General features: G+C 63.9%; 21 protein-coding genes. 17 read left to right on the forward strand and 4 right to left on the reverse strand.

Annotated features, from left to right (window positions below; genetic code table 11):
- Positions 1-51 precede the first annotated feature (51 nt).
- On the reverse strand, positions 52-354 hold the full coding sequence (locus tag ACVNHC_RS21840; RefSeq protein WP_019964339.1) for an urease subunit gamma: 303 nt from the start codon (positions 352-354) through the stop codon (positions 52-54).
- Positions 355-385: 31 nt separating this feature from the next.
- Complete coding sequence (locus tag ACVNHC_RS21845; RefSeq protein WP_457169447.1) at positions 386-1276, reverse strand: urease accessory protein UreD; 891 nt, start codon at positions 1274-1276, stop codon at positions 386-388.
- Between the two features lie 329 nt (positions 1277-1605).
- Between ACVNHC_RS21845 and ACVNHC_RS21850 the strand changes: the two genes are divergently transcribed.
- On the forward strand, positions 1606-2994 hold the full coding sequence (locus tag ACVNHC_RS21850; RefSeq protein ID WP_457169449.1) for a D-alanyl-D-alanine carboxypeptidase family protein: 1389 nt from the start codon (positions 1606-1608) through the stop codon (positions 2992-2994).
- 27 nt (positions 2995-3021) lie between these two features.
- Positions 3022-4242 (forward strand): CobW family GTP-binding protein, encoded by a 1221-nt coding sequence (locus ACVNHC_RS21855; protein WP_457169451.1) that lies wholly within the window; start codon positions 3022-3024, stop codon positions 4240-4242.
- Between the two features lie 581 nt (positions 4243-4823).
- Here the strand turns inward: ACVNHC_RS21855 and tesB are convergent.
- Positions 4824-5687: an acyl-CoA thioesterase II gene (gene tesB / locus ACVNHC_RS21860; protein WP_094462540.1), complete on the reverse strand. Its 864-nt coding sequence runs from the start codon at positions 5685-5687 to the stop codon at positions 4824-4826.
- Positions 5688-5872: 185 nt separating this feature from the next.
- Here tesB and ACVNHC_RS21865 point away from each other — a divergent pair, with 185 nt between their 5' ends.
- The 12 genes from ACVNHC_RS21865 (at position 5873) to ACVNHC_RS21920 (ending at position 15432) form a co-directional block, all read left to right on the forward strand.
- Entirely contained in the window at positions 5873-7135 is a 1263-nt protein-coding gene (locus tag ACVNHC_RS21865) for a ubiquinone biosynthesis hydroxylase (protein WP_457169453.1), read from the forward strand.
- 36 nt (positions 7136-7171) lie between these two features.
- Positions 7172-8050, forward strand: a complete 879-nt coding sequence (locus tag ACVNHC_RS21870; protein WP_457169455.1) for an SDR family oxidoreductase — start codon at positions 7172-7174, stop codon at positions 8048-8050.
- A gap of 77 nt (positions 8051-8127) precedes the next feature.
- The gene (locus ACVNHC_RS21875) at positions 8128-8325 is read left to right on the forward strand and encodes a twin transmembrane helix small protein (protein WP_019964346.1); all 198 of its coding nucleotides are present in this window, start codon (positions 8128-8130) and stop codon (positions 8323-8325) included.
- 51 nt (positions 8326-8376) lie between these two features.
- A complete protein-coding gene (locus tag ACVNHC_RS21880) occupies positions 8377-8952 on the forward strand; it encodes a cob(I)yrinic acid a,c-diamide adenosyltransferase (protein ID WP_058898446.1) in 576 nt (191 codons plus the stop codon).
- Positions 8953-9081: 129 nt separating this feature from the next.
- Positions 9082-9786: a rhomboid family intramembrane serine protease gene (locus ACVNHC_RS21885; RefSeq protein WP_457169457.1), complete on the forward strand. Its 705-nt coding sequence runs from the start codon at positions 9082-9084 to the stop codon at positions 9784-9786.
- A 205-nt stretch (positions 9787-9991) separates the two neighbouring features.
- Positions 9992-10741, forward strand: a complete 750-nt coding sequence (locus tag ACVNHC_RS21890) for an electron transfer flavoprotein subunit beta/FixA family protein (RefSeq protein WP_026355674.1) — start codon at positions 9992-9994, stop codon at positions 10739-10741.
- Positions 10742-10768: 27 nt separating this feature from the next.
- Positions 10769-11707 (forward strand): electron transfer flavoprotein subunit alpha/FixB family protein, encoded by a 939-nt coding sequence (locus tag ACVNHC_RS21895; RefSeq protein ID WP_019964350.1) that lies wholly within the window; start codon positions 10769-10771, stop codon positions 11705-11707.
- A 184-nt stretch (positions 11708-11891) separates the two neighbouring features.
- A complete protein-coding gene (locus tag ACVNHC_RS21900) occupies positions 11892-12773 on the forward strand; it encodes a 3-hydroxybutyryl-CoA dehydrogenase (protein ID WP_050474065.1) in 882 nt (293 codons plus the stop codon).
- 7 nt (positions 12774-12780) lie between these two features.
- On the forward strand, positions 12781-14274 hold the full coding sequence (locus ACVNHC_RS21905) for a class I adenylate-forming enzyme family protein (protein ID WP_050474066.1): 1494 nt from the start codon (positions 12781-12783) through the stop codon (positions 14272-14274).
- 63 nt (positions 14275-14337) lie between these two features.
- The gene (locus ACVNHC_RS21910; protein WP_457169460.1) at positions 14338-14538 is read left to right on the forward strand and encodes a hypothetical protein; all 201 of its coding nucleotides are present in this window, start codon (positions 14338-14340) and stop codon (positions 14536-14538) included.
- Positions 14539-14904: 366 nt separating this feature from the next.
- Positions 14905-15150: a hypothetical protein gene (locus tag ACVNHC_RS21915; protein ID WP_152967571.1), complete on the forward strand. Its 246-nt coding sequence runs from the start codon at positions 14905-14907 to the stop codon at positions 15148-15150.
- Positions 15151-15207: 57 nt separating this feature from the next.
- On the forward strand, positions 15208-15432 hold the full coding sequence (locus ACVNHC_RS21920; protein WP_050474069.1) for a hypothetical protein: 225 nt from the start codon (positions 15208-15210) through the stop codon (positions 15430-15432).
- A gap of 90 nt (positions 15433-15522) precedes the next feature.
- Here ACVNHC_RS21920 and tlpA read toward each other — a convergent pair whose 3' ends face one another.
- Entirely contained in the window at positions 15523-16221 is a 699-nt protein-coding gene (tlpA, locus tag ACVNHC_RS21925) for a thiol:disulfide interchange protein TlpA (protein WP_186391370.1), read from the reverse strand.
- A gap of 55 nt (positions 16222-16276) precedes the next feature.
- Between tlpA and argH the strand changes: the two genes are divergently transcribed.
- The 3 genes from argH (at position 16277) to lysA (ending at position 19290) form a co-directional block, all read left to right on the forward strand.
- Positions 16277-17662 (forward strand): argininosuccinate lyase, encoded by a 1386-nt coding sequence (gene argH / locus ACVNHC_RS21930; RefSeq protein WP_019964357.1) that lies wholly within the window; start codon positions 16277-16279, stop codon positions 17660-17662.
- A 128-nt stretch (positions 17663-17790) separates the two neighbouring features.
- Entirely contained in the window at positions 17791-17964 is a 174-nt protein-coding gene (locus ACVNHC_RS21935) for a hypothetical protein (RefSeq protein WP_157757102.1), read from the forward strand.
- A 60-nt stretch (positions 17965-18024) separates the two neighbouring features.
- Positions 18025-19290 carry a diaminopimelate decarboxylase gene (gene lysA / locus ACVNHC_RS21940; protein ID WP_050474144.1) on the forward strand — a complete coding sequence of 422 codons (1266 nt, stop codon included), beginning with the start codon at positions 18025-18027 and terminating at the stop codon, positions 19288-19290.
- Positions 19291-19397: the final 107 nt, after the last annotated feature.

Here is a 19397-nt window from a genome sequence, read left to right on the forward strand (position 1 = left end):
ATGCAGCCCTGTGCTTCCGTCACCGTGCGGAAAAAGCCTGTTCATGCTGCCTTAGCGGATCGGCTGGTGGACGGTGACGAGCTTGGTGCCATCGGGGAAGGTGGCTTCCACCTGCACGTCATGGATCATTTCGGCAATACCCGGCATCACCTGGTCGCGGGTGAGAACATGGGCGCCGGCTTCCATCAGCTCGGCCACGGTGCGGCCGTCGCGGGCGCCTTCCACGACGAAATCGCTGATGAGCGCAATGGCTTCGGGATGGTTCAGCTTCACGCCTCGCTCCAGCCGCCGCCGGGCCACCATGGCGGCCATGGAAATCAGCAGCTTGTCCTTTTCGCGCGGGGTCAGGTTCACGTGGGTCCTCCGTTATGTGGCCCTGGTCTGCTCAGCAGGACCAGAGGCGGGGCAGGGGGGCCTGCCGGCAGGTTTCAAGAAAGGTGATGAGACCATCGCGCAGGCTGCGGCTGTCCGCGCTGGCGAAACGGGCCACGAGCTGACCGTTCCAGGCGCTGACACCGCCGCGCAAGGGGCCGCCCTCGGGCGTGATCTGTTCCAGACAGCGGCGCGCGCGGGCAAGGCCGCCTTCTGCGTCCGGCCCGCTGTCAATGAAGGTGGCAAAGGCGCAGCCGCCTGCAGCGGTGGCGAGGCCGTCCAGCATCTGCGTGTCCGGTCCGATGGCGAGATTGTCGGCAAAGGTGAGCCGCCCATTGCGCCAGATGCGCCACTGGTCGCGGAAGGAAAGGGTCTTCACGCTCTCGCCCATCGCCTTGCGGCCAAGCACCACCATCTCAAGGCCGGTGAAGCGGGCCGAGCCTTCAAGCCGCACATCCATCTTGCGGGAGAGGGCACTGGCCTCGAAGAGGATCAGCTCCTGCGGCAGCCATTCCAGATGCGCGCCGTCTTCTGCGGACAGGCTGTTCAGCACTTCGCCCGTGCCGCCGGAGCTGCGGTAGGCGCGCTCGGCGGTCTGCGAGATGAGGATGGCGCGGGTTCCTGCGGCGAGGTGTCCGGTGTAGCTGAGACGGTCGCCTCCGGTGATGCCGCCAGACGTGTTCAGCAGCACGGCCAGCGGCACGCTGTCGTAAACCTTCGGCAGGCGGATCTTGGCGGAGCCCGATTGATAAAGCCCATCCAGGCGGGTCTGGCCATCACGCAGGGCAAAGGACACGCGCGCCGTGCCACGGGCGCGCTGCATCACGGGCCGGGTGCTGCCCCCGCCGCCTGCTCCGCCGCCCTCGATGCCCGTTTCCGCCCGCATGCTGACCGTGTTCTCCATCCCCGCGCCCTTCGGGGCATTGTCTGATCTTGTGCCGGGAGCGCGGTCTTGCGCAAGGGTGCTCCCGGAAGCCGGTTCCGGCCCCGAAGGGAGACACTAGCAAAGCCGGGGCCATGTGCCTGCGCCTTGTGCGCCCGTGCCTGTGATGTTTGGACTTGATCTCAAAATGTGCAAAAATCAGGCAAATGCCCAGAACGCATGCAATCTATTTGCTCACGGCCTTTCACATCCCCGTGTCGAGGCTTTGCATTCCTTAACCTTGATCGGGTATGGAGAAGTGGGGGCTGCGTTCCGGGGCTGATCCGGGGCATTCGGATGACGAGGGTGTCGTGTTTTCGCGATTGATTGACAAGCGCCTGCTGGGCCTTGCTGCCATTTCCGGCTGGCTGTCCCTGTGCGGGCTGGCCGTTCCTGCCAAAGCGGACATTGGTCCCTATCTGGTGATCGATGCAGCCACGGGCACCGTGCTGGAAGAGCATGAGGCGACCCGGCCCTGGTATCCGGCGTCGCTGACCAAGATGATGACCGCCTATGTCACGCTCCGCGCCCTGCGCGAGGGGCGGCTGCAGCTGGACAGTCCGGTCACCCAGTCGGCCAATTCCCTCGCCCAGCCGCCCAGCAAGATGGGCTTCAAGGTGGGCACGCAGCTGACGCTGGAAACGGCGCTGACCATGCTGATGGTCAAGTCGGCCAATGATCTGGCCGTGGCGATTGGCGAGACGGTTGGCGGCACCGAAGAGAATTTCATTGCGATGATGAATGCGGAAGCGCGCCGCCTCGGCATGCGCAGCACCCATTTCGTCAATCCGCATGGGCTTCCCGACAACCGTCAGGTTTCCTCCGCTGCGGATCTGGCGATCCTGGCAATGGCGCTGAAGCGCGAGTTTCCCGACGCCCACAAATACTACCGTCATCCGGGCCTGAAGTTCGGCAAGCAGACGCTGCGCTCCGCCAACCGCGAGTTCCTGCAGCGTGTGGCTGGCGCCGACGGGCTGAAGACCGGCTACATCTGCAATTCGGGCTATAATGTTGCTGCCTCCGCCACGCGCAACGGCCGCACCGTCATTGCCGTCGTGCTGGGCGCGGGCTCCGGGCTGGAGCGCACGGCCTTTACCCGTGAGGTGATCGACCGCGGTTTCCGCCTTGGCGGGCGCGGCCAGCATGTCTCCACCCTGCCGCCGAGTGGTGCAGGACTTCCGGCAGACGGTTATTGCAAGCGCAACCCGAAGCTCGGACCGGAACAGATTCTGGCCCGCTACGACATCCGCCAAGCTGCGGGCAAGACACGTTCTGCGGTGATGTTCCAGTCCACGGGCGAGGGCCGTCCCGTCATTGCGGTTCCGGCAGGGGATGCGGAACCGGGAGAAGAGGGCGCCGAATTTTCGTCCAAATCCGGCAAGGTTGACTGGAACATGATCCTCGACCGCACGGTCGGCACCGAGCTGGTGGCCTATGCGCCCATCACCGTGCGCACGGGCCTCGCACCGGGCTCTGTCCCTGCTGCTGCGGCCATGGCCCCGGCGGCGGCGGCTGCCGCCACGGTGGCCGCTGAGCTGCCCTCCGTCCGTCTGCCGGTGTCGAAGCCGCTGGATCTCAGGCCTTCCGTGATTGTCCCAGGCGCGGCGCAGGGTGCGGCCCAGACCACCCCGGCATTTGGCTCCCTCTTCAACGGCAATGTGCCGGCTTCTGCCGTCCCCAGAGCCAAGAGCGGCAACTGACGCAGAGCTGCGCGAAGGATATTCAAGATGACCGAAGCTCAGGATGGCGCTGCACAGCCGCAGCGCGGCCCGAAGCCGCCCATTCCCCTGTCCATCATCACGGGCTTTCTGGGGGCGGGCAAGACGACGCTGCTGAACCGTATCCTCAAGGATCCGGCGATGGCGGATACGGCGGTCATCATCAACGAGTTCGGGGATGTCGGGCTTGACCACCTTCTGGTGGACCAGTCGAGCGAGGGCATTCTGGAGCTTTCCTCCGGCTGCCTGTGCTGCACCATCCGGGGGGATCTGATCAACACGCTGGAAGACCTGCTGCGCCGTCTGGATAACGGCCGCATGGAGCGGCTGGCGCGGGTGGTTATCGAAACGACCGGTCTTGCCGACCCGGCGCCCATCCTGCACACGGTGATGCTGCATCCCTATCTGATGCTGCGCTACCGGCTGGACAGCGTTGTGACACTGGTGGATGCGGTCAACGGTTCTGCGACTCTCGATGCCCATCAGGAAGCTGTCCGGCAGGCTGCCGTGGCCGACCGGCTGGTGCTGACCAAGACCGATCTTCTTGAAGGCGATGCGGGAGCGGCAACCCTTGGCGCCCTGACCGAACGGCTGAAGGCGCTCAATCCCGGTGCGCAGCTTCTCAATGGGCAGAAGGGCGAGGCCGATGCCGCGCATCTGTTCAATGCCGGGCTCTATGATCCCTCCACCAAGATCCCTGATGTGGCGCGCTGGCTGAATGCGGAGGCCTATGAAGCTCACGGGCATCACCATCACGGACATGATCACGCCCATGGCCATCATCATGGGCATGATCACCACCACGGTCATCACCACGATCATGGGCACCATCATCACGATGTGAACCGTCACGATGACAAGATCCGTGCCTTCACCCTGACCGCGAACCGCCCGGTGCCTGCCTCGGCGCTGGAAATGTTCCTCGATCTGCTGCGCTCCGCCCATGGGCCGAAGCTCTTGCGGGTGAAGGGCATCATCCAGATCGCCGAAGATCCGGCCCGGCCCGTGGTCATTCACGGGGTGCAGCATGTGTTCCATCCGCCGGTCACGCTGGCCGGATGGCCGGACGGCGACCGGCGCACGCGGCTGGTCTTCATCACCTATGATCTGGCCGAGGGCTTCGTCCGCCGTCTGTTCGATGCCTTCACCGGCGCCATGGTCAGCGACACGCCGGACGCTCAGGCCATGATGGACAACCCGCTCGCCATCTCCGGCTTCAAGCCGGGGTAAGGTAAAAGGCGGCGGCTGGTCTCTCCGTTACGGCGCTTTCAGGCCCCTCCCGCTCGTGGGGGGCAGTGTTTACAGGGACTGTCAGTGAGGCTTCAACTCCTCTCCCCCCTTGAGCTACTGGCTTCACACATCAGGTCCGGACACTGCCCACATTGATGCATCTGATCTTTGGCAGGGCCTCTCCGCCCCCCTCCCCCTGGTGGGGAGGGGTAAGGGGTGGGGGGCTCTGAGCCTGCAAAGATTTGAAAAATGGATCTTTTCCTGATGAGGCATCATGAGGAGCATCTGCCCACAATCAATGGACATTCTGCCAGCCGGAGAGACTTTTCCCCCCACCCCTAACCCCTCCCCACAAGGGGGAGGGGGGCTGAAACGCTGTGCCAGAGCGGCCAGATTTCAGGCTTTCCTGATCTGTCTTCGTCTTCCAGCACGATGTGTATGCAGTAGCCCCTCAAGGGGGAGAGGGGCGCTGCGGCCGGATTGAAACGTCTTTCACTCCTTGCAAGCCAGAAAAGATGCGTTCTTTTTCTGCATTGTTCTGCAAGCTGTGGCGCTGTGCAGACGCCACTGTTCTAATCACCTTAGCTGCGTTTCAGCCGGATCAGGCCTTCCTGGGCGGTTGAGGCGATGAGGTGGCCGCTGCGGTCATAGAGCAGGCCACGGTTCATGCCGCGCCCGCCGGAAGAGGAGGGGGCGTCGGTGGCGTAGAGCAGCCAGTCATCGGCCCGGAACGGCCGGTGGAACCACATGGAATGGTCAAGGCTGGCGGCCTGGATCTGCGGGCTGAATACCGACTTGCCATGGGGAAAGAGCGAAGTATCCAGCAGCGTCATGTCCGAGGCATAGGCCAGAACGCACTGGTGGATGCGGGTTTCGTCCGGCAGGGGGCTGGTGGCGCGGACCCAGACATATTGCTGCGGCGCCAGCTTCTTCTCGCTGAAATAGTGGGTGAGATCGACAGGGCGCAGTTCGATCGGGCGTTCCCGTTCCCAGTAGCGGCGCACGTTTTCCGGCGCCACCTTCAGAAACTTCTCCTTCAGGTCCTGCTCGCTCGGCAGATCTTCCGGCATCGGCACGTCCGGCATGTCGATCTGATGCTCAAGCCCGTCCTCCAGCGTCTGGAAGGAGGCGGACATGGAGAAGATCGCCTGTCCGTGCTGGATCGCCACAACGCGGCGCGTGGTGAAGCTGCCGCCGTCGCGGATGCGGTCCACGTCATAGATGATCGGCACCGCCGGATCGCCGGGCCGCAGGAAATAGCCGTGCAGGGAATGGATGTGCCGTTCTTCCACCACGGTGCGCGAGGCGGCGACGAGCGCCTGGCCGATCACCTGTCCGCCATAGACCCGTTGCCAGCCCGCCTGAGGGCTGCGGCCACGGAACAGGTTGTGTTCCAGCTGTTCGAGGTCAAGAATGGACAAAAGTGAGTTGATGGCCGTGTTCATTGCCGCATTCCTTGCTAAATGAGCGCATGGGGCTAAATGAGTGCATGGGATGCACCCGTGGCGCACCGTCCGTGAATGCCTGATTGGACGCGGTGTCCGGTCCGTGTCAATGCTGACCAAAGGGAAGACAGCCCGGAATTGTTGCGCAGCGCTTGCGAAACGGCCGGGCGATGAAGGAGATGAAGATGCGCGAGTCCCAAGCCGCTGACAGTCCTGCTCAGGAGAGTGCGGCCGATGTGGTGATCGCCGGCGGCGGATACGCCGGCCTGTCCCTCGCTCTGGCGCTCAAGCAGGCGGATCCGTCGATGGAAGTGGCCGTCGTCGATCCCAAGCCCATGGACAGCCTTGCCAGGGATCCGCGCGCGTCCGCCATCGCTGCGGCGGCTTGCCGCATGCTGGACCAGCTTGGCATCTGGGATGAGATCCGCGCCACCGCCCAGCCGATCAACGAGATGATCGTCACCGACAGCAAGCTGCGCGACACGGTGCGTCCGGTGTTCCTGACCTTTGCGGGCGAGACCGGCAGCGCCCAGGGTGACGAGCCTTTCGCGCACATGATCCCGAACGGTGCCATGCTGCCGGCGCTTTACAAGGCGGCGCTGGCGCTCGGCGTGCGGTTCCATGCGCCCGATACGGCGCGCGATTTCCATCAGGCGGGCGATCATGTCAGCGTGGCGCTGGCGAGCGGCGGGCGCATCAAGGCCAAGCTGCTGGTGGCAGCCGACGGCGTGCGTTCGCGCCTGCGCGATCTGGCGGGCATCCGCACGGTGCACTGGTCCTATGGACAGTCGGGCATCGTCACCACGGTGAAGCACGAGCGGCCGCACAATGGCCGGGCGGAAGAGCATTTTCTCCCCGCCGGGCCATTCGCCATCCTGCCGCTGCCGGGCAACCGCTCGTCGCTGGTCTGGACGGAGCGCACGGGTGATGCGGACCGGTTGGTGCGCGCCGATGATTTCACCTTCGAACTGGAGCTGGAGCGCCGCTTCGGCCACCATCTCGGCAAGCTGGAGCTGGACGGCCCGCGCCATGCCTATCCGCTGGGCCTGACGCTGGCGCGCGATTTCGTCCGCCCGCGCATTGCCCTTGCGGGCGATGCTGCCCATGGCATTCACCCGATTGCCGGGCAGGGCCTCAATCTCGGTTTCAAGGACGTGGCGGCGCTGGCGGAAGTCATCGTCGAGGCCCGGCGTCTGGGTCAGGATATCGGCGGGCTCGACGTGCTGGAGCGCTATCAGCGCTGGCGCCGGTTCGACACGTTCCAGATGGGCGTCGTCACCGACGTGCTGAACCGGTTGTTCTCCAACGATCTTGATGTGGTGCGCGGCATCCGGGACTTTGGCCTCGGTCTGGTGGACCGGCTGCCGAAGCTCAAGGGCATGTTCATCCGCGAGGCCGCAGGTTTTGCCGGGCCTGCGCCCCGGTTGCTGACCGGCGAAGCGATCTGAGCGGGCATCAGGGATAACTGGGCATCTGGGGGGAAGATGACGGCAACAGTGTCTGCCGGTGCCGAAGCTGGCCCGCGCACCATCCTGATCACGGGCTGCTCCAGCGGCATTGGCGCGGCCTCTGCCCGGCTGCTGCGGGGGCGCAACTGGCGGGTGTTTCCGGCCGCGCGCAAGCCGGAGGACGTGGAAGCCCTGGCCGCACAAGGCTTTGAGGCAGTGCTCATTGATTATGAGCGGCCCGAAACCATTCATGCGGGGCTGGACAGCGTGCTGGCGAAAACCGGCGGGCGGCTCGATGCGCTGTTCAACAACGGCGCCTATGCCGTGCCCTGCGCGGTGGAGGATCTCCCCGTCGAGGCCTTGCGGGCGCTGTTTCAGGCGAATTTCTTCGGCTGGCACGATCTGACGCGGCAGGTCATCCCGGTGATGCGCGGCCAGGGAGCAGGGCGCATTGTGCAATGCTCGTCCATCCTTGGCTTCATCGCCATGAAATACCGGGGCGCCTATACGGCATCCAAGTTCGCGCTTGAAGCCTATTCCGACACGCTGCGGCAGGAGCTGCACGGCACGGGCATCCATGTCAGCCTGATCGAGCCGGGGCCGATTGACACGCGCTTTACCGAAAATGCGCTGGCAAACTTCCATCACTGGATCGGCAAGGAAGGCATGATGGCCTCGCCCCACCGGGCCACCTATGAGCGGCGGCTGAAGCGGATGGAAAACGGCGAGCCCGGCCCCTGGAAACTTCCGCCGGAGGCCGTGGTTGAGAAGCTGGTGCATGCCATCGAGGCGAGCCGGCCCAGGGCGCGCTACCGGGTGACCAAGCCCACCATCTGGATGAACATCGCCCGCCGGTTCCTGACTACGCGCGCCCTCGACAGGGTGCTGATGAAGGCGGCTGACGGGGAAGAGTGAGATCATCCCCCTTGCGCAGGTCTGCGTAAACGGGGCACAGCGGCGGCGGGCATCCTGCCGCCTGAGGGGTACAGGAAATGGGCAGTTTCTTTTATTATCTCGTTCCCGTGGCCGTTGGAGCGGTGGCAGTTGTGCTGCTGCTCGGGCTCTGGAACATGATGCGCGGCGGTTCGTCCAACCGCTCGCAACAGCTGATGCGCTGGCGCGTCGGCCTGCAGTTTCTCGCTATCGTCATCATCATGGCAGCGCTCTATTTTCTGGGGCCCAAGCCCTGACGCGCGCCTGAGAGCCGCATCAAGACATGAGCGCCCGGGAGGCATTGCAGCATGGTTGTTCTGAACAAGATCTACACGAAGACCGGTGATGACGGCACGACGGCGCTGGGCTCGGGCGAACGGCGGCCCAAGTATGATCTGCGCATCGAAGCCTATGGCACGGTGGATGAAACCAATTCGGTGGTTGGCCTCGTCCGTCTCGCGCTTGCGGGTGCGGATGCTGAGGTGGATGCCATTCTCGGCCGTATCCAGAACGATCTGTTCGACCTCGGCGCCGATCTGGCGACGCCGGAAACGGACAAGGATCTGGGCTATGAGCCCCTGCGGATCACCGATGGGCAGGTGACCGCACTGGAAAATGCCATTGACCTCCTGAATGCAGATCTGAAGCCGCTGCGCTCCTTCGTGCTGCCGGGGGGCACGCCGGCGGCCACCTATCTGCATCTGGCCCGTACCGTCTCGCGCCGGGCCGAACGGCTGATGGTGCATCTGGCGGCGGAGGAGCGAATCAACCCGGCGGCCACGCGCTATATGAACCGTTTGTCCGACTTCTTTTTTGTCGCGTCCCGGTATCTGAATGACAAGGGCGCAGGCGACGTGCTCTGGGTGCCCGGCAAGAACCGGTAAGACCCTATTCCGATGAGCTGGACTCATCGGAATAGGCTCCAAGCCCGTGCGGCGTTTGAGCAATTCAGGGCTTGATGCGTCAGCATCTCAAGACCTGGCATAAGAGAAAACAGGATCAGGCAGAGCCGGATGTTCTTTCCCCTCTACGACCATAACCCCTTGCGCCACGTGCTGAAGCCTGTGGTCACGTGGTCGCTGATCCTCGCCAATGTGCTGGTCTATCTGCTCATTCAGGGCGGGGGCTTTGGCGATGCGGCCATTGCCAGCGCCTATTCCTACGGGCTGATCCCGTCCGTGTTCTTCGACACGAAGGATCTGGCGCCGGAGTTGATCGCCCTGCCCGCCAAGGTGTCGCTCGTCAGCTATGCCTTCCTGCATGCCGACATCATGCATCTGGCGGGGAACATGCTGTTTCTCTGGGTCTTCGGCGACAACGTTGAAGACGCCATGGGGCATGTGAAGTTCCTTGCCTTCTATCTCCTGTGCGCGGCGGCAGGCGGGCTTGCCTTCGCGCTGCTGGATCCGGCTTCGGATGTGCCGCTGATCGGCGCATCCGGTGCGGTGTCGGGCATTGTTTCGGCCTATCTCATGCTGCATCCACGGGTGCGGGTCTGGGTGCTGTTCATGGGGCGCATCCCCTTGCGCCTGCCGGCCCTGTGGCTGCTGGGCGGATGGATCATCGTGCAGATCGCCAGCCTCTTCCTGTTCCAGAAGAGCCAGGTCGCCTGGGTGGCCCATGCCGGAGGCATTATGGCCGGTGCCGTTCTTGTGCTGGTGATGCGCCGTCCGGGCGTGAGATTGTTCGACCGGGATATGGAGGCCGGACGCCGATGAGGTTTGCCCAAGCCTTTGCGTTGCAGCAAGAACTGGGCGGACCTTCCGTAGCGCCATCGTTGACACCCGGCGTCCGGGTGTTTACCGTCGCGCGCCGAATGCAAGTATTGGCTGAAACCCGCCATTTTCTTCGCGGGATGTTAAGCCGGCTCGACCTGTTGACGCAGTGCGGCAAAAAAGCCGCCGAAGCGGGAGGATAAGACCCATGAAAATCCTTGTGCCCGTAAAGCGGGTGATCGACTACAACGTCAAGGTTCGCGTGAAACCGGATGGTTCCGGCGTCGAGCTGGCCAATGTGAAGATGTCGATGAACCCCTTCGACGAGATTTCCGTTGAAGAGGCCCTGCGCCTCAAGGAAGCGGGCAAGGCAACGGAAGTCGTTGTGGTGTCCATCGGGCCGGCTCAGGCGACCGAAACCCTGCGCACCGCGCTGGCCATGGGCGCCGACCGCGGCATTCTGGTGAAGACCGATGCCACGGTGGAGCCGCTGGCTGTTGCCAAGATCCTCAAGAAGGTCGTGGAAGCCGAAGAGCCGGGTCTCGTGATCCTCGGCAAGCAGGCCATCGACGACGACTGCAACCAGACCGGCCAGATGCTGGCGGCGCTGCTCGGCTGGGGCCAGGGCACCTTTGCTTCCAAGGTCAGCGTCGGTGACGGCAGCGTGGATGTGACCCGCGAAGTGGACGGCGGCCTGCAGACCGTGTCGCTGAAGCTTCCGGCCATCGTCACCACGGACCTGCGCCTCAACGAGCCGCGCTATGCGTCGCTGCCGAACATCATGAAGGCGAAGAAGAAGCCGATCGACGAAAAGACCCCGGAAGACTTCGGTGTTGACGTTGCTCCGCGCCTGACCGTGCTGAAGACGGTCGAGCCGGCATCCCGCCAGGCGGGCGTGAAGGTTGGCTCGGTGTCCGAGCTTGTGTCCAAGCTGAAGAACGAGGCCGGCGTCCTCTGAGGACCCGTCACAGGAGGATAAACACCCATGACGACACTTCTTGTGGCCGAACACGCCAATGGCGCTCTGAACGATGCAACCGGCAAGGCCCTGACCGCTGCAGTGAAGCTCGGCGGTGATGTGCATGTGCTGGTGGCCGGTGAGGGCGCCCGCTCTGCCGCCGAGGCTGCTGCCAAGCTTGCCGGCGTTGCCAAGGTTCTGGTGGCTGAAGGCGGCGCCGTCGCTCATCAGCTGGCCGAGCCGGTGGCCGACCTGATCGTTTCGCTGGCCGGTGGCTATGACGCCATCGTTGCCGCCTCCACCGCCAGCGGCAAGAACATCCTGCCGCGCGTTGCAGCCCTGCTCGACGTGATGCAGATCTCGGACGTGACCGCCGTCATCGACGGCGAGACCTTCGAGCGTCCGATCTATGCCGGCAACGCCATCCAGACCGTCAAGTCGGGCGATGCCAAGAAGGTGATCACCGTGCGCACCGCCTCCTTCGCCGCTGCAGGCGAGGGCGGTTCGGCGGCCATTGAGGACGTGGCAGCTCCTGCGGACGGCGGCCTCTCCAGCTTCGCCGGCGAGGAGCTGTCCCGCTCCGACCGTCCGGAACTGGCTTCGGCCAAGATCATCATCTCGGGGGGCCGTGCGCTGGGCTCTTCGGAGAAGTTCCAGGAAGTCATCATGCCGGTGGCGGATGCGCTGGGCGCGGCTGTCGGTGCCTCGCGCGCCGCGGTCGATGCAGGCTATGCCCCGAACGACTGGCAGGTTGGCCAGACCGGCAAGGTGGTTGCCCCGCAGCTCTACATCGCCTGCGGTATCTCCGGCGCCATCCAGCATCTGGCCGGCATGAAGGACTCCAAGGTCATCGTCGCCATCAACAAGGACGAGGAGGCCCCGATCTTCCAGGTGGCGGACTACGGCCTTGTCGGCGATCTTTTCGAAATCCTGCCCCAGCTGAAGGCGGAACTCGAAAAGGCCTGATGGCACATCAAGAGGTTCAGGCTGCTGCGGACATCCCGGCAGCCTGAACTGTTTTTGAAGGTTCAGGCAGAAGGTATGATCCGGTTTTATGGCCGTGGTCCTTGCCCGATGCGGTGAACCTTGTAAAGAATAGCGCGGTTTGCGTGCATGTACCGCACGGCCTGCAACAGGATCGGATGAGACGATGGTGGTCGAGATCAAGAAAGTCGGTGTGATCGGTTCGGGCCAGATGGGCAGCGGAATTGCCCATGTCTGCGCCGTGGCCGGATATCAGGTCTATCTGAACGACCTGTCCCGCGACCGGATCGAATCCGGTCTGGCGTCGATCAACGGCAACATGGCCCGTCAGGTGTCCAAGGGCCAGATTTCCGAGGAAGACCGCTCCGCAGCTCTCGACCGGCTGCATGGTGCGGAAAACCTGGACATGCTGGCCGATGTGGACCTGGTGATTGAGTCCGCCATCGAGAACGAGCAGGTCAAGCGCAAGATCTTCTCCCAGCTCTGCCCGGTGCTGAAGCCCGAAGCGATGCTGGCGACCAACACCTCGTCCATCTCGATCACCCGCCTTGCCGCCTCGACCGACCGGCCGGAGCGCTTCATCGGCATCCACTTCATGAATCCGGTTCCGATCATGGAGCTGGTGGAGCTGGTGCGCGGCATTGCCACCGAAGACGAGACCTTCGAGGCCGCCAAGGCTTTCGTCGCGCGTCTGGGCAAGACCACGGCCGTGGCCGAGGATTTCCCGGCCTTCATGGTCAACCGCATCCTGCTGCCGATGATCAACGAAGCCATCTACACGCTCTATGAGGGTGTCGGCTCGGTGGAATCCATCGACACGGCCATGCGCCTTGGCGCCAACCATCCGATGGGCCCGCTGCAGCTGGCGGACTTCATCGGCCTCGACACCTGCCTGTCCATCATGCAGGTGCTCTATGAGGGTCTGGCCGACAGCAAGTACCGCCCGTGCCCGCTGCTGGTGAAATATGTCGAGGCCGGCTGGCTTGGCCGCAAGACGCGCCGCGGCTTCTACGACTATCGCGGCGAAACCCCGGTTCCGACCCGCTGACGGCGGCATGAACCTCGCCCGCTACTGTCTCACCCGCGCTGCGCCCGATCCGGGCGCGGTGGCGCTGGAGGTGGTGGGGCCGGGCGGGGCGCTGCTGGAACGCTGGACCTACGGCGATCTCACCGCAAGCGTGCTGTCTGTTGCAGGCGGACTTGCGGGCGAAGGCTTGATGCGGGGCGACCGCATCCTCCTGCGCATCGGCCATTCCAGCGATTTTCCGCTTTTCTTCTTTGGTGCCATTGCCGCCGGTTTCGTGCCGGTGCCCAGCTCCGCGCTGCTGACCGGGCCGGAATGCGACATGCTGCTGGCCGACAGCGGGGCTGTTGCCGTCATTCACGACGGGGCAACGCTGCTGCCGCAGCCGCGTGATGGGGTGCGCTTCATCGGGCCGGAAGGCATCGCCGCGCTTAAAGGCGCGCCGCAGGGCGCATTTGCGGACACGCAGCCGGACGATCCGGCCTTCATCGTCTACACCTCCGGCACCAGTGGCCGCCCCAAGGGCGTGCTGCACGCACAGCGCGCCGCTTCTGGCCGCAGGCCCATGGATCAGGGCTGGTACGGGATCTCCGCGCAGGACCGGCTGCTGCATGCAGGCGCCTTCAACTGGACCTACACCCTCGGCGTTGGCCTGATGGACCCCTGGGCCAATGGCGCCACCAGCATTGTCTATGATGGTCCGCGCGATCCGCATGTCTGGCCGGATCTGCTGGAAGCCACGGGCGCCACGCTGTTTGCAGCGGTGCCGAGCCTTTACCGGCGCATTCTGAAATACGGCGATGTTGAACCCCGCCGCTTCCCGCGCCTGCGCCATGGGCTGACGGCCGGCGAGGCTTTGCCCGCAGCCCTGCATGAGGAGTGGACCCGCCGCAGCGGCCGGCCGCTCTATGAGGCGCTGGGCATGAGCGAGATTTCCACCTATGTCTCCAGCGGTCCGCAGGTGCCCACGCGCCCTGGCAGTCCCGGCAAGCCGCAGGCCGGACGCTCCATCGCCATTCTGCCGGAGGAGGGCGGCGATACGCCGCTGCCCCTTGGCGAAACGGGTCTTTTGGCCGTCTCGCGTGATGATCCGGGCCTGATGCTGGGCTATTGGCAGCGGCCGCAGGATACGGCGGAGGTGATGCGCGGCAGCTGGTTCCTGACCGGCGACCGTGCCCGTCAGGATGCGGATGGCTATCTCTGGTATGAGGGCCGGGCCGACGATGTGATGAATGCCTTCGGCTACCGCGTTGCGCCGGAAGAGGTGGAGCGCGTCATTGCCAGCCATCCGGACGTGGCGGATGTGGCTGTGACGGCGGTGCCGGCCGCCAATGGTATCAGCCTTGTTACGGCCTTTCTTGTGCCGCGGGAGGGCGCAGCGCTGGACGTAGATGCTGTCGCTGCCTTCGCGGCGGAGCGGCTGGCGGAATACAAGCGGCCCAAGGTCTACCGTCTTGTTCCGGATCTGCCGCGCACGCCTTCCGGAAAGCTGCAGCGCAAGGCGCTGTGGCGGGAAAACTCCTGAAAACTATTAACGCCACATTAACTTTCTGCGGCGACACTGCTGGTCTCGAAGAGAGGCAGATCCATGAGCAGCGCATCCATCGCAGCCGCGCTTGTCGGGGCAACACAGGCCCAGACCCAGCAGCAGCTTCAGGCCAAAATGCTGAAGATGTCGATGCAGCCGGATCAGGCCGTTGTTGCCATGCTGGATCAGGTGGCCTCTTCCGGTTCAGGGTCTGCACCGCTTGCCGCAGGGACCGGCGGTTTCGTGGACGTTACCGTCTGACCACCTTCAGATTCGCTTCATTCCGCTGGTGCGAGCACGGGCCAAGCCCGGTGCAGGCTGCAGCCTTGCGGCCGTTTACCAAGTTTTCCTCTGATAAAATCATCTGACGAAATTCAGGGTAGGGCTTTCGTAATATTTTGGCACCTTGAGTCTATGGTTAATTAATAGTTAACTGATGAATTCGGGGCGGTTGATTTTATTGAGCTATTTCTAGTCTAACCTAGCGTAATTTGACATTTTAATAAAATTTTAGATAATTTGCCTGATTCGTTGTAATGTTTGCTTTGGCTCCATGGCCTATCTTATCCTTCGTGGCATTCCAGCTATCTGGCCGTTCGCCGGCCGATGCTCACGATGGAGGTTCACATGGCGGAGATCGAAAGCTACCGCGGTGTTCCAGCCTCTGCGCTGAGAGAGGAGAAAAACCTCTCGGAACGCCGCACTGAACGGTTCGAGGAATTCAACGCCCGGCGCAGCGCCATGCTGGCCGAAGCGGTGAACCGCGAAGCGGACAGGAAGGCGAACCGCGCAGAGCAATTGAGTGATGATGCTGATCGCATCGCGCGCCGTGCCGTCCTTGGCATGGGCAACCGCGTCGATGTGACGGTCTGATCCCGGCATTCTCCGGGCTCCGGCTGGCGCAGGCATCAACTGGAAAGGGCTTGAGTTATGGTTGCAATTTCCGGAACTGCATCGGCTGACCTCGCTGCGTCGGGCGTGCGTCCTGATTATTCCGCCAGGGCTGCGCAGGAAACAGCCCGGGTTGAGCGTCAGGCCGCAGAACGTCAGACGGAAGAGCGCCGCGAGACCGTGCAGGAGACGTCCCGCCAGGAAGAGCAGCGCGAAAGCCGCAAGATTCCCGGTCTCGGCAATGCGGTGGACATCACCGCCTGACGGTGGACGGCCTCATCAGCAGATCCATGGCCCCGCTCCGGCGGGGCTTTGTCTTTTTGAGGGCTGTTTCCGCAACCACCCACCTGCCGTTTATCCTGCCGTCTGGCCCGTACTCTGGCCCGTAGTCTGCCCTGGCGCCTTTGCGCGTGCCGCATCAATCAGCTGCAGCGCGTCCTCATGGTCCCATTCAGCCGGGCCGTACATGGTGCCGATCTCGCAGCCGTCGGGTCCGGCGAGGATCGTTGTCGGCAGGCCGGTGGCGCGGGCCTTGCTGCGCAGGTCCTGGAACACCGCGTTCGACGCATCCGAATAATAGGTGAGCGAGGCAACGCCGATTTCGTCAAGGAAGGCCTTGGGCTTTTCAGGACCGCCCCGGTCGAGGTTCACCGTGACCACCGCGAAATCATCGCCGTTGCGGGCCTGCGCCAGCCGGTCCAGCGCGGGCATTTCCTTGCGGCAGGGGGCGCACCAAGTGGCCCAGAGGTTCAGCAGGACCGTCTTGCCGGTGAATTGCGCAATGCTGACGTCCTCGCCGTTCGGTCCCTTGAATTTCAGGCTTCTCAGGTCGAGCGGCTTCTGCGCGGGCAGGAAGGCGGCGACATCACCCCGGGCAAAGGGCTTGGCCGCAGAGGCTGCCGCCAGCGAGGCCTGGCAGCTTTTCCCTGCGCTTGTGTTGCCACCGGGGCTGCCAATCACGTATACCGCCGCAATGGCTGAAAGCAGACCGGCCGCAGCGACCGCAACCAGCGGACGTCTGTAACCGGAGCGGGTCTGTCTTGTCGGCTTCATGTCTTCTTCACCTGGCAAGGGCACCTCTCCGGGGCGTCTATCAAGAGGCAGTCATATGAGCAACCGCATGTGGGGCGGCCGTTTCGCCGAAGGCCCGGACGCGATCATGGAAGAGATCAACGCGTCCATTGGCTTCGATCAGAAGCTATACAGGCAGGATATAGAGGGTTCCAAGGCCCATGTCCGCATGCTGGCCGCGCAGCAGATTGTCGCGGGCGAGGATGCAGAAAAGATCGTTCACGGTCTCGACACGATCCTGTCAGAGATCGAGACGGGCAAGTTCACCTTTTCCCGCGCCCTTGAAGACATTCACATGAACATCGAGGCGCGCCTTGCCGAGCTGATCGGTGCGCCGGCCGGACGCCTGCACACCGCCCGTTCGCGCAATGACCAGGTGGCGACCGATTTCCGTCTGTGGGTGCGCGATACGCTCGATACGCTCGATGGCCAGCTGGCCGAGCTGCTGGTGGCGCTGGCCGAAAAGGCCGAGACCCACGCCGCCGACGTGATGCCGGGCTTCACCCATCTCCAGTCGGCTCAGCCGGTCACCTTCGGCCATCACATGATGGCCTATGTGGAGATGTTTGCCCGCGACCGCAGCCGCTTTGCCGATGCGCGCAAGCGCATGAACGAGTCTCCGCTGGGCTCTGCGGCGCTGGCCGGCACGTCCTTCCCGATTGACCGGGAGGCGACGGCCAAGGCGCTTGGCTTTGACCGGCCGATGGCCAATTCGCTCGACGGCGTGTCCGACCGCGACTTCGTCATCGAGGCGCTTTCTGCTGCGTCCATCTGCTCCATGCACCTGTCGCGCTTTGCCGAGGAAATCGTGCTGTGGTGTTCGGCCCAGTTCGGCTTCATCAAGCTGTCGGACAAATTCTCGACCGGCTCCTCGATCATGCCGCAGAAGAAGAACCCGGATGCGGCCGAACTGGTGCGCGCCAAGACGGGCCGCATCTACGGCGGCATGATGGCGCTGCTGGTGATGATGAAGGGCCTGCCGCTCGCCTATTCCAAGGACATGCAGGAAGACAAGGAACAGGCCTTCGATGCGCTGCCGTCCCTGTCGCTGGCGCTTGCCGCCATGACCGGCATGGTGCGGGACATGGAGCCGCAGGTGAAGCGCCTGAAGAAGGCCGCAGGCTCCGGCTACTCCACCGCAACGGATCTGGCCGACTGGCTGGTGCGCGTGCTCGGCATGCCCTTCCGCGATGCGCATCACGTCACCGGCAAGATCGTCGGCTATGCGGTTGCCGAAAGCGTTGAGCTTGAAAAGGTGCCGCTGGCCGTGATGCAGGAAATCGAGCCGCGCATCACCCGCGAGATCTATTCCGTGCTGACCGTCGACAAGTCGGTGAAGAGCCGCACCAGCTACGGCGGCACGGCTCCGGCCAATGTGCGCAAGCAGGCCCGCCGCTGGCTGAAGCAGCTGGCCAAGGGCTGAGGAACCGGTGCGGGCGCCTGTCTCTTGCGGGAGGGGCGCGCGCACTTGCATCCGGCGCGGGGCTTGCCGCGCGCGGGAAGGCGTGCGACGACATCGCACCTGAGACGTTTCATGCAACGAGGTCCGACATGCTGAAGAACCGGCGCTTTCTGGCAGCTGCCACCTGCATTCTCTGCCTTGGCCTGGCCGTTTCGGCCTGTGGCCGCCGCGGCTCCCTGGAGCCCGTCCGCGCGTCTGCCAAGCAGAGCCAGACGACAGCACAGGCTTCGGCCATCACGGCTGTCACCGCGCTGAAGTCCTGATCTGCTTTTGCCCCGGGGCGGATGCCCTGAAGGGCCCGCAGCCGTGTTCCGGGGTCCATGATGCATCATTTCGAGATGAAAAACGGCGTTCTCCATGCGGAGGATGTCAGCCTGACTGCCATGGCGGAAGCCGTTGGCACGCCGTTCTACTGCTATTCGACGGCAACGCTGGAGCGGCACTACCGTGTGTTTGCGCAGGCGCTGCAAGGCATTCCGTCCCTGGTCTGCTTCGCGGTGAAGGCCAATTCCAATCTCGCTGTGCTGCGCACGCTGGCCCGGCTTGGCGCAGGCATGGATGTGGTTTCGGAAGGCGAAGCCCGCCGGGCGCTGGCCGCAGGCACTCCGCCGGAGCGCATCATGTTCTCCGGCGTCGGCAAGACCGAAGCCGAGCATGCCTTTGGCCTTGAGCAGGGCATCTTCTGTTTCAACGTGGAATCCGAGCCGGAGCTGATCCAGCTCTCGCGTGTGGCGCAAGCGCTGGGCAAGACGGCGCGGGTGTCGTTGCGCATCAATCCGGATGTGGACGCCCGCACCCATGCCAAGATCTCCACCGGCAAGTCGGAGAACAAGTTCGGCATTCCCTGGAAGCGCGCCCGCGAGGCCTATGCGGTGGCCGCGCGCCTGCCGGGCATCAAGGTCAGCGGCATCGACATGCATATCGGCTCGCAGATCACCGAGCTGGAGCCTTTCGACGCAGCTTTCTCAAGGCTTGGCGAGCTTGTGGCGCAGCTGCGTTCCGACGGGCATGAGATTGATCACGTCGATCTCGGCGGCGGTCTGGGCGTGCCTTATGTGTTTGACAACACCCCACCGCCGCACCCGGATGACTATGCCGCTGTCGTGCGCAAACATGTGGAGCGGCTGGACTGTCAGGTGATCTTCGAGCCTGGCCGCCTGATTGCGGGCAATGCCGGCATTCTGGTCACCCGCGTCATCTATGTGAAGAAGGGCGAGGACAAGTCCTTCGTCATCGTTGATGCGGCCATGAACGATCTGATCCGGCCAACGCTCTATGACGCCTGGCACGAGGTTGGACCGGTGGTGGAACCGGCCGCTGACAGCGGGCGAATCATTGCCGATGTGGTGGGTCCGGTGTGCGAAACGGGCGACTATCTCGCTCTTGGCCGTGATCTGCCGGAGGTGAAGGCCGGGGACCTGCTGGCGGTTTATACCGCCGGTGCCTACGGCGCGACACAATCCTCCAGCTACAATACCCGCCTTCTGGTGCCCGAAGTGCTTGTGAACGGCTCGCAATATGCCGTGATCCGCCCGCGCCCGTCCTATGAGGACCTGCTGGGACTGGACAGGATGCCGGACTGGCTTTGACGCGGGCAAGACGATCACGGCGGATTTGATCGCCCTTGATCACTGGGGCGGGTTGCCGTCAGACCCGCTTTGCCCCACTCTAGGATACTGCGGGGTTGAGGGCTGAA

Source organism: Pannonibacter sp. Q-1 (assembly GCF_054073275.1).